Consider the following 25,391-nt stretch of genomic DNA (forward strand, 5'->3'; position numbering starts at 1 on the left):
CGACCCTGACTCCCCCTCAGACGTCGAGCAGGCCCTCGACCTCGCTGTGGGCGGTGTCCACGATGGACCGTACACAGGCTGCGGCCTCCGCCGGGCGCCGCTCGACGACGGCCTGGGCGACTTCCTGGTGGCGCCGGACCGCTGCCTCGTCGACCCGCTCCGGCATCAGGCTCAGCTCGCGGCGGGCCGTCAGCAACTCCTCCGTGACCTCGGCGAGCTGGGCGAACATTCCGTTGCCCGACGCGGTGAGCAGCGCCCGGTGGAACGCGGCGTCCGCCGCGACGAACCCGGCCGTGTCCGCCTCGGCGGCCGCGGTCGCCATCGCCCGGGCGTGAGCCACGAGCGCCTCGCAGGTTTCGTCGTCGCCCGAGGCCGCGGCGAGCGCGGCCGCGGACGGCTCGACGGCCGCGCGCAGTTCTGCCAGTTCGCGCAGCTGGGCCCCGCGGTGCGGCGAGTTCAGCCGCCAGCGGATGATCTGGGGGTCGTACAGGTTCCACTCGGTCATCGGCCGCACGGTGATGCCGACGCGAGGGCGGGAGGTGACGACCCGCTTGGACTCCAGCACTCGGACCGCTTCCCGGGCGACGGTCCGCGAGACTCCATAGCGCTCCTGGACGTCCTCCAGGCGCAGCACCTCGCCGGCGCGGGTCTCCTCCGCGGCGAGGGACAGGCCGATCTGGTCCACGACCTGTCCGTGCAGCCCCTGTAGTTCCACGCGCTCCGCGTCTCCGTCCTGCTCTTGACCGCCTTCGACCGTCCCGGGGTTTCAGCGGGCCTGTGCGAGTCGGCCGAGGAGCGTGCCAACCCGCTCGCCCGCCGCTTGGGCGCCGCCCGAGGTGAGCGCCGAGCCCATGCCGCAGGCGATGGCCCCGGCCGCGATCCACTCCGGTGCGTTGTCTATTGTCACACCACCAGTCGGGATCACGGGGGCCTGGGGTAGCGCGGCCCGGACGTCGCGCAGCCAGGACGGCGATGCGCCGGAGGCCGGGAAGAGCTTGAGCGCGTCCGCGCCCTCCTCCAGGGCACGGACCATCTCGGTCGGGGTGGCGACTCCGGGGAAGACCGGCACGCCGTAGCGGTGTCCGGTACGGATCACCTCCGGGTGCAGGCTCGGCGACACCAGGAACCGGGCGCCCGCCTCCACCGCGGCCCGCGCGGCGGGGGCGTCGATGACCGTGCCGGCGCCGACCAGCGCGTCCGGCCGTTCCGCGGTCAACTCGGCGACGGCGCTCAGCGCGCGCGGCGTGGTCAGCGCCACTTCCACGGCGTTCAGCCCGGCGTCGAGCACGGCCACGGCCGCGGCCAGGGCCTCGCGCGGCCCGGCCGTCCGGACGATCCCGAACACCCGCTGTGCGGTGACGGCCCGGACGATGTCCCATCGATACATGCGTGCTCCTGGTGCGGTGCGGTGTGTGGTGAGTGCGGTGCGGTGCGGTGAGTGCGGTGCGTCAGCGGTTGACGGTCTCCGCGGCGCCCGTGAACGACGACAGCGCGCGAGCCAGGCCCGGGCGATCGGGCAGGCCGTCGGTGTCGGTGGTGCACTGCACCACGAGCGCGGCGACCGCGGCCGCCGCCGCCAGGCAGTGGTCGTACGGTGTGCCGCTCAGGACCCCGGAGAGAAACCCGGCGGCGAACGCGTCGCCCGCCCCCACCGGGTCGGCGGCCGGTACCCGGAATGCGTCCTGTCGCCACGTGCCGTCCGCCGTACTACAGGTGGCCGACTTGTCGCGGTGCTTCACCACGGCCGTAGTGACACCCGCGGCGAGCAGCCCGTGGGCCGTCATGCCCAGCAGCTCCAGCTCGTCCTCGCCGGCCAGAGTGATGTCCGACTGCTCCAGCAGCGGCGCGACGACCGTGCGCCAGCGCTCGGTAGTGCCCAGTTTCAGCCGTATGTTCGGGTCGAAGGAGACCGTCGCGCCGGCCGCGCGGGCCAGCTCCAGCAGCCGCAGCGTCGCCGTGTGGGCGGAGTCCGAGAGCATGGGGGTGATGCCCGTGATGTGCACCAGCCGGGCGCCCGCCACCATCTCGGCGGTCAGCTCGTCGGCGGTGAGCCGGGACGCCGCCGAGCCGGCCCGGTGGTACTGCACATCGATCGCCCGCGCCGGATGGCTGTCCCTCAGCAGCAGCCCCGTGGGCGCGGAGGGATCCACGACGGCGTACGACGTGTCGATGGCGTCCGCGCGCAGCGCGGCCAGCACGGACCGGCCGGAGGGGTCGTCGCCGACGCGGCCGAGCCAGCGCGTGTGGTGTCCGAGCCTGGCGAGCCCGGTCGCGACGTTGGTCTCCGCGCCCGCCACGGAGCGCCGGAACACCGTCGCCCGCTCCAGCGGCACCCCGGGCTCCGCCACCATCAGGAGCATCGCCTCGCCGCAGGTCACGAACTCGGGCGCCGCCCGCCCTGGGGCAGCACTCCCGCGCTTCGGCGGGAAACGCTCGGCCATGTGTGTCTGTTCTTCGTAGGACATGCGTACTCCTCTGAAGGCCTCAGAACGCCTGCCGCGGCGGGGCGGAATCGGTGGAGCCGACCAGGAAGTCGAGATCGGCGCCGGTGTCGGCCTGGGTGACATGCCGGGTGTAGAGATACGTCCAGCCGCGGTCGGCGGGCGGCTTCGGCGGTTGCCACTCGGCCCGCCGTTCGTCCAGTTCGGCGTCCTCGACCAGCACGTCCAGGCGCCGCTCCGGTACGTCGAGGCGGACCCGGTCCCCCGTGCGTATCAGCGCCAGCGGGCCGCCGACCGCCGCCTCCGGGGCGACGTGCAGCACGCAGGTGCCGAAGGCCGTGCCGGACATGCGCGCGTCGGAGATCCGCACCATGTCCCGGACCCCGGCGTCGAGGAGCTTCTTGGGGAGCGGCAGATTGCCCACCTCAGGCATCCCGGGGTAGCCGCGCGGGCCGGTGTTGCGTACGACGAGGACGGTGTCGGCGGTGACATCGAGGTCGTCGTCCTCGGCGACGGCCAGGTACTCCTCCAGGGAGTCGAAGACCAGGGCGGGGCCGGTGTGCCGGAGCAGTGCCGGGTCGGCCGCGGACTGCTTGACGACCGCGCCGTCGGGCGCGAGGTTGCCACGGACCACGGCGGTGCCGGTGCCGGCGGGCTGCACCGGATGGTCGAGCGGGCGGATCACCTCACGGTCGTACACCTCGGCGCCCGCGCAGTTGTCGACGAGGCTCCTGCCGGTCACCGTGACGGTGTCCTGGTGCAGCCGGTCCCGCAGATCGTTGATGAGGGCGGGCAGCCCGCCGGCGTATGCGAACTCCTCCATCAGGAAGCGTCCGGACGGCATCAGGTCCACCAGCAGGGGCAGTTCGGCGCCGAGCCGGTCGAAGTCGTCGAGCGCGAGCGGTACGCCGAGGCGGCCGGCCAGGGCGAGGAGGTGCACGACGGCGTTGGTGGAGCCGCCGATCGCCGCGTTGACCCGAATGGCGTTCTCGAACGCCTCACGGGTCATGATCCGGCCGGGAGTGAGGGCGCTGCCCGCGAGTTCGACGGCACGGGCGCCGGTGGCCTCGGCGAGTGTGCCGCGGCGGGCGTCCACGGCGGGCAGCCCGGAGGCGCCCGGCAGCATCATGCCCAGCGCCTCGGCGAGACAGGCCATCGTCGAAGCGGTGCCCATGGTCATGCAGTGGCCCGCCGAGCGGTTCAGCGAGGACTCGAACTCGGTGAACTCCTCCTGGGTGATCGTGCCCGCCCGCAACTCCTCGGTCATCCGCCAGATGTCCGTACCCGAGCCGACGTTGCGGCCGCGGAACCGGCCGTTGAGCATCGGACCACCGGTGAAGACGATCGCCGGCACCCCGGCGCTCGCGGCGCCCATCAGCGCGGCGGGGGTGGTCTTGTCGCAGCCGGTCAGGAGGACGACGGCGTCCAGCGGATTGGCCCGGATCTGCTCCTCGATCTCCATGGCGGCGAGGTTGCGGTAGAGCATCGAGGTCGGGCGGAGGAACGGCTCGCCCAGCGACATCGCGGGGAACTCCAGCGGGAAACCGCCCGACTGGAGCACACCGCGCCTCACGGCGTCGGCGAGGATCTGCAAGTGGCCGTTGCACGGCGTCAGTTCGGAGTACGTGTTGCAGATGCCGATGACGGGGCGGCCGTCGAAGTTATGACCGCCGCGGCCCATGGCGCGCAGATGGTGGCGCGAGATGAAACCGTTCTTCCCCCCGTCGCCGAACCAGGCGCGGCTGCGTAGGGGGGCGGCGCCGCCGGCCTTGGCGGTGGTGGTGGCGCTGTCGGCGGTGGCGGTGGGCAGGGGGTCGAGCGCGGCCATGCGCGATGTCCTTTCCGTGCGCTGAGGTGGCCGTGACCAAGCTGTGTCCCATCCACCTCTTCAATGGTGCTATCAAATCACGATACCGTCCGTCACCGTCCAGAGGATCAACGTCGAACTCCTGGGAGAGAGCCGCGTGGAAGCGAAAGTGATGAAAACGGTCACCTGGCGGCTGATGCCGTTCCTGGTGCTGCTCTATTTGGTCGCCTATGTCGACCGGTCGAACGTCGGGTTCGCCAAGCTGACACTCCAAGACGAACTGGGGCTGTCCAGCGCCGCGTTCACCTTCGGACAGGTCGCGTTCTTCGTCGCGTACGCGATCTTCGAAGTGCCCAGCAACATCCTTCTCGAGCGGTTCGGAGCGCGCCGCTGGTTCACCCGGATCATGGTCAGCTGGGGCCTGGTCACCGTCCTCACGGCCCTGGTCTCCACCAGCTGGCAGTTCTACGCTGCCCGCTTTCTGCTCGGCGTGGCCGAGGCCGGCTTCTACCCCGGCGTCCTCTACTACCTCACCAAGTGGTACCCCTACCGCTACCGGGCGCGGATGACCGGCTGGTTCATGATGGCGTCCCCGCTCGCGTTCATCATCGGCAATCCGCTCATGGGTGCGCTCGGCGACCTGGACGGCACCCTCGGTCTGGAGGGCTGGCAGTGGATCTTCGTTGCCACCGGACTGCCCGCCATATTGCTCGCCTTCGTCACTCTCCGTGTGCTCCCCGATGGGCCGGACGGGGTGCGCTGGCTGTCCGCCGACGAGAAGGGCTGGATCGCCGATGAACTCGCCCGAGAGACGGACGCGCTGGGCGCGGCCCACGAGAACCCGCTGAGCGCACTGCGCGACAAGCGCGTCGTGTGCATGGCGCTGTATTTCCTGTGCTTCCCTCTCGGCGCCTACGGCCTCAGCTTCTGGCTGCCGACCATCGTCGACGGCTTCGGGGGCCTGTCCTCCACGGCCACCGGCTTCATCACCGCCATCCCCTACGTCTTCGTCGCCCTCGGCCTGTACGTCGTGCCGAAGCTCGCCGACCGCAGCGGCTCCCGCTACCCGTGGATCGCCGCCACCACGGCCGTGGGCGCCCTGGGCCTGGCCGCGACCGCGCTGGTGGACAACCACGTGCTACAGATGGCGCTCATCAGCGTGGCCGCGGTGGGCATCTTCGCCGGACAGCCGGTGCTCTGGTCACTGCCGTCCCGGTTCCTCGCGGGCGTTCAGGCCGCCTCGGGCATCGCCATGATCAACGCCGTGGGCAACCTGGGCGGCGGATTCGGCCCCATGGGGATCGGTGTGATCGTGGACCGCACCTCGTCCCCTGTCACCGGTCTGTGGTTCCTGGTCGCCGCGATGGTCGTGGCCACTGTCGCCACCTTCGGCATCAAGCGGCTGATCGAGCGCAGGCCGGTCATCGCGGACACACCGCAGCAGGACACCGAGCGCGGGCGCTCCACGGTCTGATCCACTCCGGCCACCGCCCGGCCACCGCCTGCCCCTCCGCCGGCTCACTCGGCGCCCAGGCCGCCGAAGCAGCCACGGCCGACGCGCCCGAGGCGGAGGGGACCCCACCGGCGAGGCGAGGCCACCCCGAGGGAGGTCCGTGGTGACCAGCCGATGGCGACGGCACGTCGAGGTCCACCGGTGCTGTCAGCGGCCTGACCGCGCAGAGGCTGGAGCGCGGGGCCCCGGCTGGGCCCTGTGCTGGCTATGCTGCCGACTGTGATCAGCGGTGTGACCCCTGAGCCTGTCATCCTTGACGCCATGGAGCTGACTTCCGATCCGGAGCTGGAGGTCCGGTTTGCGGAGTCGGCCCACCGGATGCTGGCGGATCTGGTCGGTGGAGGTGCCGCGCTGGGCTGGGTCGAACCACCCTCGCGGGATGAGGTGGCGGAACTTCTCGGCCACGTCGTCTCTGCGGTGCAGGCCGGGGATGCGGCCCTGCGCGCCGCTTACCTCGACCGTCGGCTGGTCGGGTTGGGGTACTGGCTGCGCTATGCCCGACCGACTCATCGGCCACACGCCGATCTGGAGAAGATCGCGGTAGCTCCTGCTGTCCATGGTCGTGGTGTCGGTCGGGCGCTGACCGCTGCCTTGATCACTGACGCCCGGGAGGTGGGGATCGAGGTCCTCACCCTGGACGCCCGGGGCGACAACGCCAATGCCCTACACCTCTACCGGTCGCTGGGCTTCACGGAATACGGCCGTCTGCCCGGCTTCGTCGCCGTCGGCGAACGCCGCTACGACAAGGTCTTCTACATGCTGGACTTTCGACAGCGAGGCTGACCACTGCCGCCTACCCCTGCCCGGCTTCGGCCGGCGAAGGCACGGCGCACCGACGCAGGACCATGAGCGAGTCTTCCAAGGCCGCCACCATGGCAAAGGGAAACCGGTCGAGCTCAAGACAGAGTGCGACGTCATCAGGATGGACTCCTTGACGCACACCCTCCGCCAGCTCGGCAGCGGCGCGCGACTCGGCAGCGCGGCGGAGGAACTCAGCAGCGTCCGTCCCAGCCGCGGTGACCCTGCGAGCGATGTATTGAGCACACGCCAGATCTTCATCGGCCTGCCCATCTTCGCCAGTGACCACGAACGTGACACTGTCACTCTTGCGCGTCCGCAAGAGCCGAGCCGTTGCCTCCGCCACCACGAAGCCGGCGCACAGCACCAGCGACGCCTCCTTGACCGCAAGGGCGCCGACCGTCCCTGCCGTGGTCTTCTGCACAACGGTCCGTCCGCCAAGGTCAACAGACCGCAGCAGGCCCGGCGAGTTGACCATGTCGAACCCGGGCGCGGGCGGACCGTCTTTGAGCGCCACCCAATCCGGGTGGCGAGCCTTGAGCGCCAGAGCGTCGTCCAGCGACTCAGCAAGAACGATCTTCTCCGCCCCCTGGGCAAAGGCCCAAGCAGCCACGGTGAAAGCACGCATGACGTCGACTACGACCGCCACGGACGGGGCCTCGACCAGCTCAGCGATGCCAACGAAACGAGTGTCCATTCCGATCATGATCACGCACGCCCGGCCCAAAGCGGCCAGTGAGTGATCCACGTCATATCGACGGTCTCGGAATGCGACACACACCTGCTCTACGCCGCGGCGACGCCCGCGGCGAAGGCGAGGAGATCAGAGCTGTTCGTCGGGGAGGTGAGGCGCGGCGTCGACGACGGCGTGCACGACTCCGGCGACGAGCTGCCGGTTGAGGGGGGCAGCATCGAAGCGGCGGTGCATGGGCCAGCCCTCGACCAGGGCATCGAGAGCTCGGGCCACTCCGGGGGTGAAGTGCAGGGCGAGGCTCTCGCGGCTGCGCGCCAGCCAGGAGCGGGTGGTTGCGGCTACCGCGGTGTTGTGGTTGGCGTAGGCGTACATCTCGAAGATGAGCGTCATGTCGCGGTCAGTGGCATAGGCCGGCCCGCAGATCAGCTCGACCACGGCCGCCTCCGCCTCCGCGGTCGACCCGGCGCTGGCCACGGTGCGGCGGTAGAGCTGGGACATCGTGTCGGCGAGGCGGGCGAACGCCAGCGCCAGCAGATCGTCCATGCCGTCGAAGTAGTACGTCAGCGAGCCCAGAGGGACGCCGGCCCGTGAAGCGATCTTGCGATGGGTCGTCCGGTGAACACCACCCTCGGCGATGACGTCGAGGGCGGCATCGAGAATCCGGTCCCTGCGTCCGGGGTCGTTCGGGATCGCGCGCCGTGTGCCGCTCACGCCCCCAATCTGTCACAAGGCGACTCCACCCAAGTGTGTACGATCGTACAGACTTCTGTGTTCGGTCATCTCCTGGAGGCATTCCCCGTGACTGTCAGCCCCGGCCGGCGTCGGACCGCCGCGTTCGCCCTGTTCTTCCTGCCCGGCCTGGCCATGGCGTCCTGGGTGACCCGCACCCCCGACGTGCGCGACCTGCTCGGGGCCTCCACCGGACGCATGGGCCTGGTCCTGTTCGGGCTCTCGGTCGGGTCCATGGCGGGCATCCTGTGCTCGGGGCCGCTCGTTGCCCGCTGGGGCGCCCGGCCCCTCATCGCCGCCGGAACACTGGCGACCGCCGCGGGGTCCGGTGTCATCGGCCTGGGGGCCGCTGCGGGCGCGGACGCGGTCGTGGCCCTCGGGCTCGGACTGATCGGCCTCGGGATGGGCGGCGGCGAGGTGGCCCTCAACATCGAAGGGGCGGAGGTGGAACGGCTGCTCGGCCGTTCCACCCTCCCCGCGATGCACGGCTTCTACAGTCTCGGCACGGTGGTCGGCGCGGCCGGCGGCATGATTCTGACCGCCGTCTCGTTCCCCGTCCTGTGGCATCTGGCCATCGTCACCGCCGTGGTACTGGCCGTACTGGCACCGACGATCCGATATGTTCCCGCCGGAGTGGGCCGACGAACCGGCAACGGCAGCGGCAGCGGCACGCCCGCGCAGGCCTCCGCGCGCCCCGCGGTGTGGAGGGAGCCGAGGCTCCTGCTCATCGGCGGCATCATCCTCGCCCTTGCCATGGCCGAGGGAACGGCCAACGACTGGCTGCCGCTGGTCATGGTCGACGGCCATGGCTTCGACCCGGCGCTCGGATCGGCCGTGTACGTGGTCTTCGCGGCCTCGATGACCGTCGGCCGCTTCGCCGGCGGCCGATTCGTCGACCGCTACGGACGCGCGGCCGCCCTGTGCGCCAGCGCGGTCATCGGCGCCGTCGGCATCGCACTCGTGATCCTCGTCGACAACCAGGCCGTCGCGGCAGCGGCCGCCGTCCTGTGGGGCATCGGCGCGTCCCTGGGTTTCCCCGTCGCGCTCTCCGCGGCCGGCGACTCCGGCGACAACTCCGCCGCAAGGGTCTCCCTCGCCGCCACCCTCGGCTACGTCGCCTTCCTCGTCGGGCCTCCCTCACTCGGCCAGCTCGGCGAGCACTTCGGACTCCGCAACGCACTGTTCCTGGTCCTGATACTCGTGCTGGCCGCGTCCTTCGCCACACCCGCCGCCCGCACAACCGACCCTGCACATACTCCGTGAACAGCGCCGACGAACGGACGGCACCACACGAGGCGGAGGCGGGATTGTCCCGCCGGCAAGTGGGCTCAGGCGTGACCTTCGCTCTCTTCGAGGGCGCTGATGGCGGTCGCGGTGAGGCTGTACGTGATGTGGTCGCGCATGAGCTGGGCGGCCTCGGCGGCCGGGGGCTGACAGCCGCCACGGAGGCCCTGGGCGGCTCGGTGACCGCCCTCGACGTCGGTGACCGATGCCAAAACGGCATCAGGCCGGGCTGTGCCCGGCGGGAGCGTCGTAAACCAGGCTGTACCGCCAGAACAGGCGACGCCGGATCCGGGCGCCGGGCAGCTCCTGCGCGGCCGCGGCCCGGATGTCCTCCAGGGTCTCCTGCGGAAGAGCGGTAGGCGCCGTCATGTGCAGGGGCAGCGCAACGGCACGGGCCGGATGCTTGACCAGCCCCATGACCGGATTCACGAGCACGGCCAGGTGGGAGACGAGGAGATCGACAGGCCCGGTCTCCCGATAGCAGCCGACGACCACGAGGCGCCCGCCCGGAGCGAGGCAGCCGCGCAGCTCCCGCAAAGTGGACACCAGCGGCAGGTGGTGCAGGACGGCGACCAGGGTGATCGCGTCGAAGCGCCGCCGCGGGTCGCGCCCGGCGAAGCCGGCTTCAACGATGGTGACCGCGGGGTCGTCGGCGAAGCGCTCCGCCGCGGCGCGGGCCATCTGGGGGGAGGGTTCGAGCCCGGTGACGGTGACAGCCCGACGGCGCAGAAGCGCGGCAAGATTCCCCGCGCCGCACCCGACGTCGAGGACGTGGCGAGCCCCGGACCCGGCCACCCGGCGCGCGATCCAGGGGCCGTAGTGGTCGTTGTGACTCCATGGGTGCCGTTGATTGAAACGGTGGAGGTAAGAAATCAGCGCCATGGGGCCACGGTAGACAGGAGCGGCTGCTCAGCCACTTCGTCGATCGGACATCCTCACGCCACCACCCGCCACGGGGCTGATGAAGTGGCGCCCCCGGAGGGCGACGATCCAGCCCAAGCCCTCGGGCACCACCGGAACGTCCAATCGCCACCCGCCGGCAAACCGAACCTTCAGCGCACCCGAATCGGATACATGAACCTCAGCGACCACCTGATCGAGCAGCAGCGTCACCTTGTCCAGATTGATTCGGCCCGCGGCGTGAATGGCATAGGCCTCCCCGCCGGCCGTCAACTCGGCCGGGCTGTGCACCTCGATCCCATGCGAACCAATGTGCAGCCGCATCACGCTGCCGACGACCACCTCGCCGACGCCCACCCCACGTATCGAGCGGACGTCCCAGCCGTCCTCCACGCGATCAATCCCGTTCCTCATAGCGCAAGGCTACGGACCTGAACCGGCCAAGTGACACGCGAGGCTGGGCTGCCCGCGAGTCATGGTCAGGAGTTGTGGACTGACGAGTGTTCGGGCGGTGTCCCGCATGACTGCGCGTACGCAAGTCAAGCTCGCTGAATGGCGATTGGCACGGATGCGCGGTTGCGTGAGGCTGTCGATCATCTGCCGGCGGATGCTTGAGGAACCGGCTGAGCCGCGCGCCCCTTGAGGCCGCGGGGCTCATCCGGACTGCGGGCCGGGGCCGGGCGGGGACGTGCCGCCGGCCGAGGGATGGGCGTGCGCGGCGTGCAGGATCGTGGCGGCGCCGCGGATCGCGGCGGTGTGCGGTGCGGGGACCGCCCGCATTGGCGCGTGCAGGCCGCCGATGAGCCGGCGGGTGAGGTCGGGGCGCAGTGCGCCGCCGCCGGCCAGGAGGGCGCCGCGGCTCAGGGCTTCGGCGGTGAGGGACGTACGGTCCTGCCGGAGCATTGAGGTGATCATGACGGTGATGGCCTCGCTGACCTCCGCCGTGGTGCCGGCGCCGGAGAGGTCGCTGGTGCCCAGGGTGGTGCGGCGGGCGTCGAAGACGACGCCGTCGACGAGGAGGACCACTTCGGTGAGGTGGGCGCCGACGTCCACCACGAGCAGCGGCAGGGAGAGGTCGGCGTCCGCGGCCAGGGCGATGGCGCGTGCGGTGGGGACGGTCAGGACCGCGCGCGGGCGCAGCACCTCCACGGCGGTGCGGGCACGTTCGCGGTAGCCGGGGCCGTCCAGCACGGGCGTGGTGACCATCACCAGCGGGCGGGTGAGGCGGGGCAGACGGTGGCCGAGCAGCCGGTCGAGCATCCGGGCCGTTCCCGGAACGTCGACGATGGCGCCGCGCCGGATCGGGTGGACAACCCCGGGGAAGGTGACGGTGGGCACGTCGAAGATCAGTCCGCGGCCGGCCATCCAGGCGCGGGTGCGGGCGCTGCCCAGGTCGAGGGCGAGGCCGCAGCACTGCCGGCACAACGGCCAAGGCTGGTGCCGGTGCCGGGCGGTGGAGTCGGCCCGGCGGCGGATGACGGTCATCGTCCGGCCTCCCGTACCTGCTGGCACCGTGCGCAGTAACGGTCCTGCGGAACGATCATCAGGAGTTCGCGTTCGACGGAGCGCCGGCACAGGTGGCAGCTGCCGTAGCGGCCCTCGGCGATGCGTTGCAGCGCCGCCTCCACGTCGGCGAGGACCATGCACGCGGAGGCGGCGAGTTTCCCCTGCACTTCGGCCTGTGCCGCAGAGCGGCACAGGCGCGGGTCCGCGGCGTGGGGCGCCGCGGCTATCTGCCGCAGCTGCTCCTGGCGGAACAGGCGCTGTTCGCGCAGGTTCTCCCGCAGCGCGGCGAGGTCCTCGGGCGACAGGTGCGCGGGACGGTCGCCGATGATCTGGTGGTTCACCACTTCACCCCTTTGAGCAGCGCGGAGACGAAGGCGGGTGGGACAGGGCCGGTCAGGCCGCGGCGCGGCGCCGGCAGGCGACGCAGTGCCGGGTGTAGGGGAGGATCTCCAGGCGTTCGGCGGGGACGGGCTTGGCACAGCCCTGGCAGGTGCCGTAGGAGCCGTCGTCGACGCGGACGAACGCCTCGTCGATCTCGGTGAGGACCTGCCGGATCGCCTCCGCCTGCACGGACATCAGATGGTCGTCCGTGCTCTGCCCGGTCTCGTCGATGGCGCGCAGCTGGGCAAGGCGGCTGTTGCGGGCGTGTTCGAGGCGCTGACGGGCCTCGTGAGCGGTCAGCCGCTCGGGGCGGGGATCGGTCTGGGCGGTGTCGAGCGGCACGATGAGGTCCTTTCCCGGAAGCGTGGAAGCGTGGAGCGTGGAGCGCGGAAACGTAAAAGCGCGCTGCGCGCGGCAGCGGCCGCCCGGTTCCGCCGACCCCCGTCTCCACGACCGCGGCACGGGCCGAACCGGGCGGCTCGGTCACCTTCGACTCTGCTCGGCCCGGCGCCGGAAGCCCATCGGGCGCGGACCCCATTTGCCCGGGACAGCGGTGACCACGAGGCGATGGCGGGGAACGGCGGATGGGTACCCGGTGACCTCGGATATGGGTGGCGTGCCCCATCGACCGCGCGCGATGCGGGAGGCAGGCTGGGGCGGGATCGGTCGCGACCAGTCGCGGCAGCTCCGCCAGGGGTGCGATGCGGATGACCGACAGCGGATGACCGACAGTAGAGGTGATCACAGTCGGGTCGCAGAAGGAGGAGTTTCCGCGGTGTCGCTGTTCTGGCGGATCTTCGGGCTCAACGCCCTGGTGCTCGGCGCCGCGACGGCGCTGCTGCTGTGGGCGCCGGTGACCGTCTCCGTGCCGGTGGTGCTGACCGAGGCGGTCATCCTGGTCGGCGGTCTCGCCGTCATGCTGGTCGCCAACGGCACCCTGCTGCGCTGGGGCCTGGCCCCGCTGGGCCGGCTGACCAGGCTGATGACCACCGTCGACCTGCTGCGCCCCGGCCAGCGGCTGCCCGTGCCCGGCGCCGGTGCCGGCAGCGAGGTGACCGAGCTGATCCGCACCTTCAACGCCATGCTCGACCGGCTGGAGCACGAGCGCGCCACGTCCAGCGCCCGGGTGCTGCTGGCCCAGGAGGCGGAACGCCGCCGTATCGCCCAGGAGCTGCACGACGAGGTCGGACAGAGCATGACCGCGATCCTGCTGGTGCTCAAGCGCGCCGCGGACGACTCCCCCGAGCCGCTGCGCGAGGACCTCCAGCAGGCCCAGGAGATCACCCGGGAGAGCCTGGACGAGGTCCGCCGCCTGGTGCGGCGCCTGCGGCCCGGTGTCCTGGACGACCTGGGCCTGGTCAGTGCGCTGACCTCGCTCACACAGGACTTCGCCACCCACACCGGGCTGCGGGTCGTACGCCGCCTCGACGCCGATCTGCCCACCCTCGACCGAGAGAGCGAGCTCGTCCTGTACCGGGTGGCTCAGGAGAGCCTGACGAATGTGGCCCGCCATGCGGACGCGCATCGGGCCGAGGTGAGCCTGTACCGCGCGGGTGAGGCGGTGGTGCTGGAGATCGCCGACGACGGCCGCGGTATCGAGGCCGCCTGCGAAGGCGCCGGGATCCGCGGTATGCGCGAACGGGCCCTGCTCACCGGAGCCACCTTGGACATCACCTCCACACCCGGCACCGGCACCCGGATCCGCCTGATCACCCCCGTCCCCAGGAAGCAGTCCTGACCATGCACGATCCGACCTCGCCCGAACCCACCACGGCCCCGGCACCGGCTCCCACGGCCCCGGCTTCCACGGCCGCGACGCCGATCCACATCCTGCTCGCCGACGACCACGCCCTGGTACGCCGCGGTGTGCGGCTGATCCTCGACCGGGAACCCGATCTGGAGGTCGTCGCCGAGGCCGGGGACGGCGCCGAGGCCATCGAGGCCGCCCGGAGCCAGGAGATCGACCTGGCCGTGCTCGACATCGCCATGCCGCGCCTGACCGGTTTGCAGGCCGCCCGTGAGCTGGTGGCGCTCAAACCGAGCCTGCGCATCCTGATGCTGACGATGCATGACAACGAGCAGTACCTCTTCCAGGCGCTCAAGGCCGGGGCCTGCGGCTATGTGCTGAAATCCGTCGCCGACCGCGATCTGGTCGCCGCCTGCCGGGCCGCGATGCGCAACGAGCCGTTCCTCTACCCCGGCGCGGTCACCGCCCTCATCCGCAATTACCTGGACCGCGTCCGGCACGGCGAGGAGAACCCCGACCAGTTCCTCACCCCTCGCGAGGAGGAAGTCCTCAAACTCGTCGCCGAGGGGCACTCCTCCAAGGAGATCGCCGAGATCCTGTTCATCAGCGTCAAGACCGTGCACCGCCACCGGGCCAACCTCCTGCACAAACTCGGGCTGCACGACCGGCTGGAGCTGACCCGCTACGCCATCCGCGCGGGTCTCGTCGAACCCTGACACCCGCCCTCCCCCACCGGGGCGCCCCGTGTCGAGCACCCGGCAGGAAATCGAACGCCCAGCAGAAAGGGGACGGTGCATGCGCCCAGCACCCCGCACCGTCCCGACCGCCGGTCGTCACGGGCTCCACCGGCTCCACCGCTGCGCGGGAACGCTCATCCTGCTCCTCGCCGTCCTGCTGGCGCTGGTGCCCGCGGATACCGCGCGCGCCGCTTCCGGGCCGGTGCCCGCCCCCGCCACCGCCACCGCCCCGGCGGCCACGCACGCCGCGCGCCCGGACCCCGGGCCCCGCGCGGACGACCCGGGTGCCGCCGGCTGCGCGGCCCAGGCCCGGGTCCGGCACGACCGCCCTTGCGACCGTCCGTACCCGCCGGATCACCACGCCACCGACCCCCGCGGTACGGATGCCGGCCCGGCCGTCGGTATCCGCGCTTCGGCGCCTTCCGCGTGCGCACCCCTCACCTCCGGCCAATCGGCCCACCAGCGCGGCCGGGCACCTCCTGCGCCTTCCGGTACCTGACGCACCCCATCACCCTTTTCCCGTCGCGGCCGCGCGAGCCGCCGCCGCGACGTGCCTGCCGGAGGCTTGTGTTGAAACGCCGGAACGACCAGAACAAACGGAACAGCGGCCGGAACAAGCGGAACAAGTCCCTGCGCGCCCGTGCGCTGATCGCCCTCGCCGTGATCGCCGGATCGCTGGCCATCGCCCTCACCGTGCCGGTCCGCCTCGGCCTCGACCTGCACGGCGGCACCCAGATCATGCTGGAAACCCGCTCCACCCCCACCACCGCAGCCGACGCCGCGGCCACCGACCGCACCCTGGAGGTGCTCCGCGGCCGTATCGACGCGCTCGGCGTGGCCGAGCCGACCCTCGTCCGCTCCGGAGACCAGCGCATCCTCGTCGAGCTGCCCGGTGTTCATGACCCGAAGAAGGCCGCCGATGTGCTGGGCCGCACGGCGCAGCTCACCGTCCACGCGGTCCTCGGCCCGGCTAGGACCTCCGACGGCGCCACCGCCCCGCCGCCCGCCGATCCGGCCGCGGAGCGTGTGCTGCCGGACGAGTCCGGACAGCCCCTGCGGCTGCGAGCCGCCGACCTGACCGGACGGGACGTAGAAGGCGCCGACGCCCGCTTCGACCAGCAGGGCGGTGCCGGATGGCATGTCACCGTCGACTTCACCAAGACCGGTCAGGGCCGGTGGAAGCAGGTCACCGCACGGGCCGCGTGCCATCCGGCCGACGATCCGCAGCGCCGGGTCGCCATCGTCCTCGACAACAAGATCATCTCTTCGCCGCAGGTCGACCCCTCCGTGCCGTGCGGGGCCGGTATCCCGGGCGGCACCACCCAGATCACCGGCTCCTTCGACGGCACCGAAGCCCGCGAACTGGCCCTGCTCATCTCCGGCGGCGCCCTGCCCGTACCCGTCGAGACCGTCGAACAGCGCACCGTCGGCGCCACGCTCGGCGACGCGGCCATCGAGGCCGCGGCCTGGGCCGCCGCCATCGGCACCGCACTGACCGCGCTGTTCATCATCGCCGTCTACCGGCTCATGGGTCTGCTCGCGACCGCGGCCCTGGTCTGCTACGGCCTCATCTCGTACGCCGCCCTGGCCGCGCTCGGCGCCACCCTGACCCTGCCGGGCCTCGCCGGGTTCGTCCTGGCGATCGGCATGGCCGTGGACGCCAACGTCCTGGTCTTCGAACGGGCCCGCGAAGAGTACGCGGCCCGCAGCCGCCCCACCCCGCGCTCGGCCCTGACGGCCGGGTTCCGCGGTGCCCTCAGCGCGATCGCCGACTCCAACATCACCACGCTGATCGCCGCGGGCCTCCTGTTCGCCTTCGCCTCCGGCCCGGTACGCGGCTTCGGTATCACCCTCGGCATCGGCGTCCTCGCCTCGATGGTCAGCGCCCTGGTGATCAGCCGGGTGCTCGCCGAATACGCGGTCAACCGCCCCGCGGTCTTCCGCCGCCCTCGTATCACCGGCATCGCGAGCACCGGATGGGTGCGCGACCGGCTGCTGCGCCGCGAGCCGTTCCTGCTGCGCCGTCCGCGTCGCTGGCTGGCCGCCTCCGCCGTCCTCCTCGCCGTGGCCGCGTCGGGCATCCTCGCCCGCGGCCTGGACTTCGGCATCGAGTTCACCGGCGGCCGGCTGATCGAGTACGCCACCAGCACCCCCGTCGAGCCCGACCGGGTCCGCACCGCCCTCACCGACGCCGGGTTCCCCCGCGCGGTCGTGCAGTCCTCCGGCGACACCGGGCTCACGGTGCGCGCCGAGCACCTGACCAACGCCGCCGAGGCCGCCGTCACCGAAACCATCGGCGGCCTCGGCGGCGGGACGGAGAAGATCCGCGACGAGCTGATCGGCCCCAGCATGGGCGACGAACTGCGCCGCAACGCCCTCATCGCCCTCTCTCTCGCGCTGGGCGCCCAACTGCTGTATCTCGCGGTCCGGTTCCGCTGGATCTTCGGGACCGCGGCCGTCGCCGCGCTCGTCCACGACGTGGTGGTCCTCATCGGTGTCTTCGCCTGGCTCGGCAAGCCGATCGACGGGATCTTCCTGGCCGCCCTGCTGACCGTCATCGGCTACTCGGTCAACGACTCCGTCGTCGTCTTCGACCGCGTCCGCGAACTGCTCGCCCGCGACCGCATCACACCGCTTCCCCGTCTGGCGAACCAGGCGATCCTGCAAACCCTGCCCCGCACCGTCAACACCGGTATGGGCGCGGCACTCATCCTCACCGCCCTTGCCGTCCTCGCCGACGACACCCTCACCGACTTCGCCCTCGCCCTGCTCATCGGCCTGGCGATCGGCACCTACTCCTCCGTCTTCATCGCCGCCTCACTCACCGTCGAGCTGCATCCGCACCGGAGCGCGCCGCGCCGCCGGGTGATGACCTCGCATTGAGCGGCATCCTCGAGGTATGGCCACTACGACCACTCCCGCCGTCGAGACCCGGCTGCGGGAGTGGCAGGCGCGGCGCGGGGCGCTGGTCCGCGACCGCGACCCAAAGTTCACGGCCGTCTTCGACACCGTGATGGCCGATACCAGGACGCTCGCCAGTGGCAGCGGCCCGCTGGGGGTGTGAGGGTGGAAGGCATGTGACGTCCATTGAGGAGCGACGCATGATCGTCACCATCGTCGGCGCCGGGAACATGGCCCGCGGCATTGGTGCCCGGGCAATGGCAGGCGGACACTCCGTCCGCCTGCACGATCACAAGAAGGCAAAGGCGGAAGACCTGGCCACCGCCTTGAGCCAGGCCACACCTGGAGCGGAGGTCACGGCGGTCGACGCCGACGCCGCGGCTGATTCCGACGTCGTGGTGCTCGCCCTGCCTTATCCGGCCGGGCGCGACGTCGCCGCCGCGTGGCGCGGCGCCCTGGCAGGAAAGATCGTCGTCGATATCTCCAACCCGGTGGACTTCTCCACCTTCGACTCACTCGTCGTGCCCCCCGGCACCTCGGCCGCCGAACAAATCGCCGCCGCCGCACCGGAGTCCCGGGTCGTCAAGGCGTTCAACACCACCTTCGCCGGGCCGCTCGCCACCGGACAGGTCGCCGGCCGACCCCTGGACGTCTTCGTCGCCGCGGATGACGACACCGCGAAACAGGCCGTGTCGGGCCTGGTCTCATCGGGCGGGATGCGCCCCTTGGACGTAGGACCGCTGCGCCGGGCACGCGAGCTGGAAGCCTTCCAGCTCCTGCACATGGCGTCCCAGGAACGGCTCGGTCTGAACTGGTCGAGCGCCATCGCGATCCTTCCGTGACAGCCGGCGGATCCGCGCGCGTGACCTTCGGCCCGCTCGCGCGCTCGGCAGAGCGGCTGAACTCCGCCTTCTTCGATGGTGGGAGGAAGGGGAGGTGCTGACCCGTGGCCGACTGGCTGTCGCCGGAGAACGTGCCCGGGGTGCCCGTGGCAGGGCACCCTGCTGGCCCTGTTCCAGCCTGCCGAGGAGCCCGGCGACGGCGCCGACCGGATGCTCGCCGACGGGCTCATCGACCGTGTTCCCCGCCCGGACGTCGCATTCGCCCAGCACGTGCTCCCCTATCCCGCCGGACAGGTCGGCACGCGCGCCGGCTCCTTCCTCTCCGCAGCGGACAACATCAAGATCACTGTCCATGGCAGAGGCGCTCATGGATCGGCACCGCAGGCCGCGATCGATCCCGTGGTGATCGCCTCGATGATCGTCGTCCGCCTCCAGACGATCGTCTCGCGCGAGCTGGCCGCCACCCGGCCGGTCGTGCTCACGGTGGGCTCTGTACAGGCGGGCACGAGCGGCAACGTGATCCCGGAGTCGGCCGAGCTGCTGGTCAACGTGCGCACGTACGACGAGGACACCCGCCAGGCCGTTCTGGCCGCGGTACGGCGCATCGTCAGAGCCGAATGCGACGCCTCCGGGGCGACCCGCGAGCCGGAAGTCGAGGAAGGCACCCGTTTTCCGCCGACCGTCAACGACACGGCGTTGACCCGCGAGGTCGCCGCCGCCTTCACCGCGGCCTTCGGGGACCGCGCGGGCACCAGCGAACTACAGGGCGCCAGCGAGGACTTCAGCCGCATCCCGGACGCCTTCGGCATCCCGTACACCTACTGGGCCCTCGGCTGCATCGATCCGGACACGTACCAGGCTGCCCAGCAGCGCGGCACGGTGGCGCAGGACATCCCGGTCAACCACAGCCCCCGCTTCGCCCCGGTCCTCCAGCCCACCCTGGACACCGGCGTACAGGCCCTGGTCGCGGCGGCCCTCACCCGACTTGCACAGCCGGACCACATGAGCCCGTGACTCCTGGGCCAGGGCCGGACCGGCGACGCCGGCGCTTCCGTTCGTTCAGTCCGCCCGTACGGCGTGGATCGCGGTGAAGGCCAGCAGGGGGGTGGCTGTCCGCGGCGGATCCTCGAGCAGGGGCGAGTGCCCGAGACCGGGCAGCAACTCGACCTTCGCGCCCGGAACGGCGCGGTAGTCGGCGGCGGATGAGGATCGCCATCTGCGGTCGTCCTCGCCGAAGATCACCAGTAGCGGCTTGCCCAGGACCGCCAGCCGATCCGGCAGCGCCAGCTGCTCCAGGTAGGAGCGGGTGGCCCGCATCGTCGTGGTGAACGTGTGGGAGGTCATGGCGCGCACCTCATCCAGGAGCTCTTCCGGGAACTGGTAGCCCGCGCGGCTGAAACCAGTGCTCGCGAGCCGGCGGAGCTGCTCGTCGCTCGGCGGCCACTGCGAGGGGCCGATTGCGGCGGACTCCGGTGCGATGAAGGCGTCCAGGCTGGGGCCGGTGTTGACGAGCGCGAGCGCGGTCACCAGGTCGGGCCGCTGTTCGGCGAGGGCGGTGGCGACGACGCCGCCGCTGGAGTGTCCGACGACCACGGAGTGCTCGACGCCGAGCCGGTCCAGTACCGCGCCGGCCCGACGTGCCTGATCCGGGAGCTCGTAGCTGCGGTCGGCCGGTTTGCCCGACCGGCCGTGCCCGAGCAGGTCGATCCGGATGACGCGGTGAGATGCGGTCAGCAGCGGAACCATCAGGTCCCACGAACGGGTCGAGGATGCGGACCCGTGGATGAGCAGGAGTGCGGGGGCGTCGCGGGGGCCGTCCTGGCACACGTAGATGTCGCCGTCGCCCAGCGACAGGGTCGAACTCTCGGTGGCCTCGGCGCCGCCGTTCACATGCGAACCGCCGTCAGAAACAGTCATGAGCCCACTGTCCCCGCCGGTACGCGCCGGTGGATTGGACGAATGTTCCCCTCGGCCGGCTCACCTAGCATGGGACGATGCGGACGTTCGTGCACGGTGAGGTTGTGTGGGGCGTCGCGTGCCCGAGGCGGCCCAGCCGGGTGGCCGGTGTCACTATGGCCGGGTTCCGTGTCCGTGACCTGGACGCGCTCCGGATGGTCCCGCACCCGGCCGTGACACTGCTCCTGGAGTTCGGCGCCGGTTCGCCCGTCGTCGACTGTGCCGCCGGGCGGCAGCAACGGGGAAGCCTCGTCGCCGGGCCCGGGCTCGGGTCCGGAGGCGCGGTCCGGGCTCGGGGAGAGAACGTCGAGTGCGTACAAGTGCGTCTGTCCCCCGTGATCGCACGCGCGGTCCTGGGCGTCTCCCCCGCCGACCTCGACGGGGCCGTCGCGTCCCTGGGCGACCTGTGGGGCCAGGAGGCGTCACGGATCCGCGAGCAACTCGGCGATGTCGCGTCGTGGCAGGATCGCTTCGCGTTGGCGGACGCCCTGCTCGCCCGCCGGCATGAGGCGGGGCCGCCGGTGGACCCGGAGGTGGCCTGGGCCTGGCACCGGATCGTCGTCAGCCGTGGCCTGGCCCGGGTCGACGAACTCGCGGCCGAGGTCGGGTGGAGCCGTAAGCGGCTGTGGTCCCGGTTCCGGTCGCAGCTCGGCCTGCCGCCCAAGCGCGCCGTGAAGCTGGTCCGCTTCGACCATGCCGCGCACCGCCTGGTCGCGGGTGAAGGCGCGGCCCGAGTCGCGGCCGACGCCGGCTACGCCGACCAGTCCCACCTGCATCGGGACGTCAGGGCGTTCACCGGGGCAACCCCCGCGACCATGGCCGGCGAGCCGTTTCTCGCCGTTGACGACATCGCATGGCCCAACCGCGGAACACCCGCAATGCCTCACGTCTCCAGGGATCTCCGGCTCGGGCGCCGGCCGTCTGATCGATCCTGAAGGAGGCCGGGGTCGACCGTCACCGAGTCGGACACCCTGAGCGCGGCGCCGGTCGGGCAGCGGCTGCTCGCCGCGGTGCGCATCTCAGAGGTCACTCTCCGGCCTGTCGCCGGCGCAGTAACTCGGCCGCGATCGAGTATCGCGGTGCCGCGGCCCGGGAGCGGGCGGCATGCTCGACGATCGCGTTCTGGATAAAACGGTCGTCGGCGGGTCGGGGGTATCTGGCGTAGATCGGCTGGAGCATCGCGTCGCCGAGATCGGTGAAGTAGCCGGCGTCGGTGAAGACACCTTTGTGAGTCAGGTAGGTCAGCAGTCCGCACCGGTCGGCGATGCCCAGGGAGGAGTGCAGGGCAATCGCCTCCCACACCCGGTCGACGTCCGCCGCGGCGATGCCGTGCTCGGTCAGCACGGATGCCGCCAGATCGGCGCCCTCCACTTCGAACCGGGCCTGGCCGGCCGCGAGGGTGCCCAGCCCCAGATCGTGCATCACGCAGGCAGCGAAGAGCAGTTTCTCGTCGTAGGCCGCGTCGTTCAGGCAGCATTCCTGCTCGGCTAACAGGCGGGCGAACAGGAAGCTGCGGACGCTGTGGTCGGCGATCGACGTGCTCTCCGCCTTCTGTACGAGGGCGAGGCTCGCGTCGGCCAGCGGCCCCGTGGGCAGGGCGAGTAAGTTGTCCATGCGCCGAACGTAGGAAGGCGGAGCAAGAGCGAGAAGAGGCCCGAGTGCCGTGCATCGCCAGGATCGGGTCATTTCTTCGACGAGTTGATCAGCACCAGGTGGCAGTCCTCGGCAGACGGCTTCAGCGGGCGGCCCGGGCCGGGCGGTACCGGCTACGGAAGGTGGCTGGTGTGGTGCCGGTGCGCTGGATGAAGTACTTAACGAAATTGCTGGTGTCGAGGAAGCCGAGGCGGGCCCCGATGCCCGCGACGGGTTCTTCGCCGTGGGCGAGGAGGCGTTTGGCCTCCAGCACGACGCGACGGTCGATGAACTCCTTGGCGCCGACGCCGGCCGCGGCGAGCGCGGCCCGGGTCAGGGTGCGCGGCGAGTATCCGAGGGCGCGCGCGTAGTGTCCGACGTCGCGGGCCCGGGCGAAGTCGGTTTCGACGGCGGCACGGAAGCGCTGGAAGGTTTCCGCGTGCCCGGCGGGCGGGGTGCCCACGGGTGCGGTCAAGTGGGTCAGGCGCAGCAGGAGTACGGCGAGCAGCCGCTGGAGGATGGCTGAGCGGGCGGGGGTCGGCATGTGGGTGGTGCCGTATTCGTGGGCGAGGTGGTCAAGGGCCCGGTGCAGGGCGGGGGCGTCCTCGCCGGTGATCTGCCACAGGGTGCGCCCGAAGGGGTCGTCGAGGCGGACGTCGGTGGCGGTGGCGGGGTCGAGGAAGTCGGGCTGGAACAGCACCAGAGTGCCGGTGGCCGCGCCGAGGTCGCCGAAGCGCTGTACCTGGCCGGGGCGGACCCACAGCCAGGTGCTGTCGGTGACGGCGTAGTCGGCGAAGTCGATCATGTGCCACAGCAGCCCCTGTTCCACCGTGAGGAGCAGGTGGAAGTCCGGGCGCTGTGCGCGGCCGGCTCCCTCGGCGTCCCGGGCGCCTTCCGCCCCGCCGTGGTGATGCAGGCGGCGGCGCAGTTCGGCGATCGGCATCACTTCGACACCGACCGCGTCGTCCGCCGGCGGGACGTACTGGATCTCCGGGATCGCTTCGTGTCCGTTTTTCACCACGACGAGACCTCACCGTACCTGGGCGGAACCTTTCCCGGCTCCTACGTTTGACGTCAGTCGAGAGCATATGCGGCGGCAGGGGCGTCGCAGCTCCTGGCCGATATCGATGACTGACTTCTACCAATGTCAGGAGGTCCCGAATGACAGACCGTATCCGTCTCACGTACGCGTTCGACGCCTACTGCGGCTGGTGCTACGGCTTGGGCCCGGCGTTGCGGCGGTTCGCTGACGGCAACGCGGACCGGATCGAGTTGCAGGTGCTGTCCGGGGGCCTCTTCTCCGGCCCGCGGGCCCTGCCCGCGGCGGCGTACCCGCACATCCCGGCCGCCAACGAGCGCATCGCCGCCGCCACGGGGGTCACCTTCGGCGACGGCTACCAGCAGGTTCTGGCCGAGGGGGCCGTGGTGATGGACTCCACCGATCCCGCCGTCGGCCTGGTCGCGCTGCGCAGCCAGGCTCCCGGACGCATCCTGGAACTGGCGAGCGCCCTCCAGCGCGCCTGGTATGTCGACGGCCGCAGCCTCTCCGACCTCGACGTGTACCGGTCCATCGCCGCCGGGCACGGCCTCGACGCCGACGCCGTCGCCGAAGCCTTCTTCGACCCGGCCACCCGCGCCGAAGCCGAAGGCGGCTTCCGGGAACTGCGCCGGCTCGGCGTCGACGCCTACCCGACCCTGCTCCTGCACACCCCCACCGGCACCCACCGGCTCGGCGGAGCGCTCTCCAGCGCCCTCCAGCTCACCGAGGCCCTCGACCGGCACCTGGCCCCCGCCTCCGCCTGACCGCCCTCCGAACCACCCCGAAAGATCACGAAGGAAAACACTGCCATGACGAACATTGCTGTCTTCGGTGCCAACGGCACCATCGGCTCCGCCATCGTCCGCGAGGCCCTCGACCGCGGCCACACCGTCACCGCCGTCGTCCGCGACCCCGCCAAGGTCACCGAACGCCACGCGAACCTGACCGTCACCACCGGCGACGTCCTCGACGCCCAGTCGGTCGCCGCCGCCGCGACGGGCCACGACGTCGTCGTCAGCGCTGTCGGCGGCGGTGACGGCCCCGGCCACATCGCCACCATCAAGCCTGCCGCCGTCGCCCTCACCGAAGGACTGCGGACCCTCGGCGGGCAGGCACCCCGCCTGATCACCGTCGGCGGCGCCGGGTCCCTGCGCACACCCGACGGCAAGCAGGTGTGGGACGCCCCGGGCCTGCCCGAGTTCCTGCTCCAGATCATGCACGCCCACGGCGACGCCCTCGACTACTACCGGACCGTCACGGACGTCGACTGGACCAACATCAGCCCCGCGGCCATGATCGAGCCCGGCACCCGCACCGGCGGCTACCGCACCGCCCTGAACGACCTCATCACCGACGACGACGGCAACAGCGCCATCACCGTGGAGGACTACGCGGTCGCCCTCCTCGACGAGATCGAGCAGCCCGGCCACCGCCGGCAGCGCTTCACCGTCGGCTACTGACCGGCCCGGACGCCATCCGCGTAGGCCTGGGCCGGCTCCTCGACTCTCAGGCCCAGGTGAAGCTTGACCTGCGCAAGATCCACATCGTGGATGACATCGCGCTTGTCTCGCACCATGTGCCCCTTACCGCGCCGGACGGCACCACGCAGCAGAGCGTCAGCACCGATGGCAACGTGACCCGGCTGTCGGCTCAGTCGTGGTCGGTGGAGAGGGCGACGTGCCGCCAGGCGTCCAGCTCCTTGCGGAAGTTGTCCAGCTTGGCGTCGAAGGCTTGCAGGGTGTCGGCTCCGAGCTGGAGGCGCAGGGGCGGCTCGGGGGCGGCGGCCATCTCCACGATGGCGCGGGCGGCCTTGGCCGGGTCGCCGGGCTGGGCGTGGTTGAGCCCCGTAGCCGCTTCACGCATGGTGCCGACGGTGGCCGCGTAGTCGTCGATCACGTCGGTGCCGGTGTGCAGGCTGGCCGGGTCGAGGAAGTCGGTGCGGAAGAAGCCCGGCTCCACGAGCGTCACGTGGACGCCGAGGGGCGCCAGTTCGGCGTGGAGGGTCTCGGTGAATCCCTCGACGGCAAACTTCGTGGAGGCGTAGATGCCCCAGCCCGGCGCGGTGGCGAAGCCCACGATGGAGCTGATGTTGACGACGTGCCCGGAACGCTGGCGCCGCAGTAGCGGTAGCACGGCGCGCTGGACGGCGAGCGGACCGAACACGTTGGTCTCGTACACCGCGCGCACCGCCGCGTCGTTGGATTCCTCCACGGCGGCGAGCAGGCCGGTGCCGGCGTTGTTGACCAGGACGTCGATGCGTCCGAACCGTTCGACTGCCGCGTCGACAGCCGCCTGGATGCTCTCGGGGTCGGTCACATCCAACGGCACGGCCAGCAGCGCGTCACCGGCGTCGGGGAGCTGCTCGCGGACGGCTTCCGCCTTCCGTGCGGTCGCCACCACCTGGTGTCCTGCCGCGAGCGCCGCGCGCGTGATTTCGAGGCCGAACCCACGGGACGATCCTGTGATGAACCAAACACTCATTGT

General features: G+C 71.3%; 29 protein-coding genes and 1 pseudogene. 13 read left to right on the forward strand and 17 right to left on the reverse strand.

Annotation, left to right across the window (positions count from 1 at the left end):
• Window positions 1-16: 16 nt before the first annotated feature.
• From ACZ4WQ_RS42695 to ACZ4WQ_RS42710, 4 genes are all read right to left on the reverse strand, one after another.
• The gene (locus ACZ4WQ_RS42695) at window positions 17-715 is read right to left on the reverse strand and encodes a FadR/GntR family transcriptional regulator (RefSeq protein WP_311721685.1); all 699 of its coding nucleotides are present in this window, start codon (window positions 713-715) and stop codon (window positions 17-19) included.
• A gap of 51 nt (window positions 716-766) precedes the next feature.
• Window positions 767-1,387, reverse strand: coding sequence for a bifunctional 4-hydroxy-2-oxoglutarate aldolase/2-dehydro-3-deoxy-phosphogluconate aldolase (locus tag ACZ4WQ_RS42700; protein ID WP_311721684.1), 621 nt, complete (start codon window positions 1,385-1,387; stop codon window positions 767-769).
• Between the two features lie 61 nt (window positions 1,388-1,448).
• On the reverse strand, window positions 1,449-2,465 hold the full coding sequence (locus ACZ4WQ_RS42705; RefSeq protein ID WP_468022831.1) for a sugar kinase: 1,017 nt from the start codon (window positions 2,463-2,465) through the stop codon (window positions 1,449-1,451).
• Between the two features lie 19 nt (window positions 2,466-2,484).
• Window positions 2,485-4,269 (reverse strand): IlvD/Edd family dehydratase, encoded by a 1,785-nt coding sequence (locus ACZ4WQ_RS42710; protein WP_398372810.1) that lies wholly within the window; start codon window positions 4,267-4,269, stop codon window positions 2,485-2,487.
• Window positions 4,270-4,405: 136 nt separating this feature from the next.
• Here ACZ4WQ_RS42710 and ACZ4WQ_RS42715 point away from each other — a divergent pair, with 136 nt between their 5' ends.
• Both ACZ4WQ_RS42715 and ACZ4WQ_RS42720 read left to right on the forward strand, forming a co-directional pair.
• Window positions 4,406-5,722, forward strand: coding sequence for an MFS transporter (locus ACZ4WQ_RS42715; RefSeq protein ID WP_385338730.1), 1,317 nt, complete (start codon window positions 4,406-4,408; stop codon window positions 5,720-5,722).
• 300 nt (window positions 5,723-6,022) lie between these two features.
• A complete protein-coding gene (locus ACZ4WQ_RS42720; RefSeq protein ID WP_398372808.1) occupies window positions 6,023-6,544 on the forward strand; it encodes a GNAT family N-acetyltransferase in 522 nt (173 codons plus the stop codon).
• Between the two features lie 10 nt (window positions 6,545-6,554).
• Here ACZ4WQ_RS42720 and ACZ4WQ_RS42725 read toward each other — a convergent pair whose 3' ends face one another.
• Complete coding sequence (locus ACZ4WQ_RS42725; RefSeq protein WP_398373018.1) at window positions 6,555-7,256, reverse strand: 2-phosphosulfolactate phosphatase; 702 nt, start codon at window positions 7,254-7,256, stop codon at window positions 6,555-6,557.
• Window positions 7,257-7,382: 126 nt separating this feature from the next.
• On the reverse strand, window positions 7,383-7,964 hold the full coding sequence (locus ACZ4WQ_RS42730) for a TetR/AcrR family transcriptional regulator (RefSeq protein ID WP_398372806.1): 582 nt from the start codon (window positions 7,962-7,964) through the stop codon (window positions 7,383-7,385).
• Window positions 7,965-8,051: 87 nt separating this feature from the next.
• Between ACZ4WQ_RS42730 and ACZ4WQ_RS42735 the strand changes: the two genes are divergently transcribed.
• Window positions 8,052-9,245: an MFS transporter gene (locus tag ACZ4WQ_RS42735; protein ID WP_398372804.1), complete on the forward strand. Its 1,194-nt coding sequence runs from the start codon at window positions 8,052-8,054 to the stop codon at window positions 9,243-9,245.
• A 65-nt stretch (window positions 9,246-9,310) separates the two neighbouring features.
• On the opposite strand, the gene ACZ4WQ_RS42740 is transcribed toward ACZ4WQ_RS42735, so the two are convergent.
• The 6 genes from ACZ4WQ_RS42740 to ACZ4WQ_RS42765 form a co-directional block, all read right to left on the reverse strand.
• Entirely contained in the window at window positions 9,311-9,478 is a 168-nt protein-coding gene (locus ACZ4WQ_RS42740) for a hypothetical protein (protein ID WP_311721677.1), read from the reverse strand.
• Between the two features lie 7 nt (window positions 9,479-9,485).
• Window positions 9,486-10,148: a class I SAM-dependent methyltransferase gene (locus tag ACZ4WQ_RS42745; protein WP_398372802.1), complete on the reverse strand. Its 663-nt coding sequence runs from the start codon at window positions 10,146-10,148 to the stop codon at window positions 9,486-9,488.
• 27 nt (window positions 10,149-10,175) lie between these two features.
• Window positions 10,176-10,580 carry a DUF6188 family protein gene (locus ACZ4WQ_RS42750; protein WP_398372800.1) on the reverse strand — a complete coding sequence of 135 codons (405 nt, stop codon included), beginning with the start codon at window positions 10,578-10,580 and terminating at the stop codon, window positions 10,176-10,178.
• A gap of 240 nt (window positions 10,581-10,820) precedes the next feature.
• Window positions 10,821-11,651: a hypothetical protein gene (locus ACZ4WQ_RS42755; protein WP_311721674.1), complete on the reverse strand. Its 831-nt coding sequence runs from the start codon at window positions 11,649-11,651 to the stop codon at window positions 10,821-10,823.
• On the reverse strand, window positions 11,648-12,016 hold the full coding sequence (locus ACZ4WQ_RS42760; RefSeq protein WP_398372798.1) for a TraR/DksA family transcriptional regulator: 369 nt from the start codon (window positions 12,014-12,016) through the stop codon (window positions 11,648-11,650). The genes ACZ4WQ_RS42755 and ACZ4WQ_RS42760 overlap by 4 nt, the downstream gene beginning before the upstream one ends.
• A gap of 49 nt (window positions 12,017-12,065) precedes the next feature.
• A complete protein-coding gene (locus ACZ4WQ_RS42765; protein ID WP_311721672.1) occupies window positions 12,066-12,395 on the reverse strand; it encodes a TraR/DksA family transcriptional regulator in 330 nt (109 codons plus the stop codon).
• A 433-nt stretch (window positions 12,396-12,828) separates the two neighbouring features.
• Here ACZ4WQ_RS42765 and ACZ4WQ_RS42770 point away from each other — a divergent pair, with 433 nt between their 5' ends.
• From ACZ4WQ_RS42770 to ACZ4WQ_RS42800, 7 genes and pseudogenes are all read left to right on the forward strand, one after another.
• Window positions 12,829-13,791 (forward strand): HAMP domain-containing sensor histidine kinase, encoded by a 963-nt coding sequence (locus tag ACZ4WQ_RS42770; protein WP_352130221.1) that lies wholly within the window; start codon window positions 12,829-12,831, stop codon window positions 13,789-13,791.
• 2 nt (window positions 13,792-13,793) lie between these two features.
• Window positions 13,794-14,516: a response regulator gene (locus ACZ4WQ_RS42775; protein WP_398372795.1), complete on the forward strand. Its 723-nt coding sequence runs from the start codon at window positions 13,794-13,796 to the stop codon at window positions 14,514-14,516.
• Window positions 14,517-14,595: 79 nt separating this feature from the next.
• On the forward strand, window positions 14,596-15,036 hold the full coding sequence (locus ACZ4WQ_RS42780) for a hypothetical protein (RefSeq protein ID WP_398372793.1): 441 nt from the start codon (window positions 14,596-14,598) through the stop codon (window positions 15,034-15,036).
• A 71-nt stretch (window positions 15,037-15,107) separates the two neighbouring features.
• A complete protein-coding gene (gene secD / locus ACZ4WQ_RS42785) occupies window positions 15,108-17,420 on the forward strand; it encodes a protein translocase subunit SecD (RefSeq protein ID WP_398372791.1) in 2,313 nt (770 codons plus the stop codon).
• Between the two features lie 16 nt (window positions 17,421-17,436).
• Window positions 17,437-17,601 carry a hypothetical protein gene (locus tag ACZ4WQ_RS42790; RefSeq protein WP_311721667.1) on the forward strand — a complete coding sequence of 55 codons (165 nt, stop codon included), beginning with the start codon at window positions 17,437-17,439 and terminating at the stop codon, window positions 17,599-17,601.
• A gap of 37 nt (window positions 17,602-17,638) precedes the next feature.
• A complete protein-coding gene (locus ACZ4WQ_RS42795; RefSeq protein ID WP_361181869.1) occupies window positions 17,639-18,280 on the forward strand; it encodes an NADPH-dependent F420 reductase in 642 nt (213 codons plus the stop codon).
• 147 nt (window positions 18,281-18,427) lie between these two features.
• Window positions 18,428-19,294 (forward strand): annotated as a pseudogene (locus tag ACZ4WQ_RS42800) (amidohydrolase); the annotation flags it as partial.
• A gap of 45 nt (window positions 19,295-19,339) precedes the next feature.
• Here the strand turns inward: ACZ4WQ_RS42800 and ACZ4WQ_RS42805 are convergent.
• Window positions 19,340-20,197, reverse strand: a complete 858-nt coding sequence (locus ACZ4WQ_RS42805; protein WP_398372788.1) for an alpha/beta fold hydrolase — start codon at window positions 20,195-20,197, stop codon at window positions 19,340-19,342.
• A 77-nt stretch (window positions 20,198-20,274) separates the two neighbouring features.
• Here ACZ4WQ_RS42805 and ACZ4WQ_RS42810 point away from each other — a divergent pair, with 77 nt between their 5' ends.
• Window positions 20,275-21,171 (forward strand): helix-turn-helix domain-containing protein, encoded by an 897-nt coding sequence (locus tag ACZ4WQ_RS42810; RefSeq protein ID WP_385338763.1) that lies wholly within the window; start codon window positions 20,275-20,277, stop codon window positions 21,169-21,171.
• A 91-nt stretch (window positions 21,172-21,262) separates the two neighbouring features.
• On the opposite strand, the gene ACZ4WQ_RS42815 is transcribed toward ACZ4WQ_RS42810, so the two are convergent.
• Entirely contained in the window at window positions 21,263-21,850 is a 588-nt protein-coding gene (locus ACZ4WQ_RS42815) for an HD domain-containing protein (protein WP_358842964.1), read from the reverse strand.
• 121 nt (window positions 21,851-21,971) lie between these two features.
• Window positions 21,972-22,886 (reverse strand): helix-turn-helix domain-containing protein, encoded by a 915-nt coding sequence (locus tag ACZ4WQ_RS42820; protein WP_398372784.1) that lies wholly within the window; start codon window positions 22,884-22,886, stop codon window positions 21,972-21,974.
• A gap of 143 nt (window positions 22,887-23,029) precedes the next feature.
• Between ACZ4WQ_RS42820 and ACZ4WQ_RS42825 the strand changes: the two genes are divergently transcribed.
• Both ACZ4WQ_RS42825 and ACZ4WQ_RS42830 read left to right on the forward strand, forming a co-directional pair.
• Window positions 23,030-23,671: a DsbA family protein gene (locus ACZ4WQ_RS42825; protein ID WP_398372782.1), complete on the forward strand. Its 642-nt coding sequence runs from the start codon at window positions 23,030-23,032 to the stop codon at window positions 23,669-23,671.
• Between the two features lie 45 nt (window positions 23,672-23,716).
• On the forward strand, window positions 23,717-24,367 hold the full coding sequence (locus ACZ4WQ_RS42830) for an NAD(P)-dependent oxidoreductase (protein ID WP_398372780.1): 651 nt from the start codon (window positions 23,717-23,719) through the stop codon (window positions 24,365-24,367).
• On the opposite strand, the gene ACZ4WQ_RS42835 is transcribed toward ACZ4WQ_RS42830, so the two are convergent.
• Entirely contained in the window at window positions 24,361-24,483 is a 123-nt protein-coding gene (locus ACZ4WQ_RS42835) for a hypothetical protein (RefSeq protein WP_311721659.1), read from the reverse strand. The two genes, ACZ4WQ_RS42830 and ACZ4WQ_RS42835, sit on opposite strands and share 7 nt — an antisense overlap.
• Window positions 24,484-24,557: 74 nt before the next feature.
• Window positions 24,558-25,388 carry an oxidoreductase gene (locus ACZ4WQ_RS42840; RefSeq protein WP_311721657.1) on the reverse strand — a complete coding sequence of 277 codons (831 nt, stop codon included), beginning with the start codon at window positions 25,386-25,388 and terminating at the stop codon, window positions 24,558-24,560.
• Window positions 25,389-25,391 lie beyond the last annotated feature (3 nt).

It is taken from the genome of Streptomyces sp. NPDC028305 (assembly GCF_055569495.1).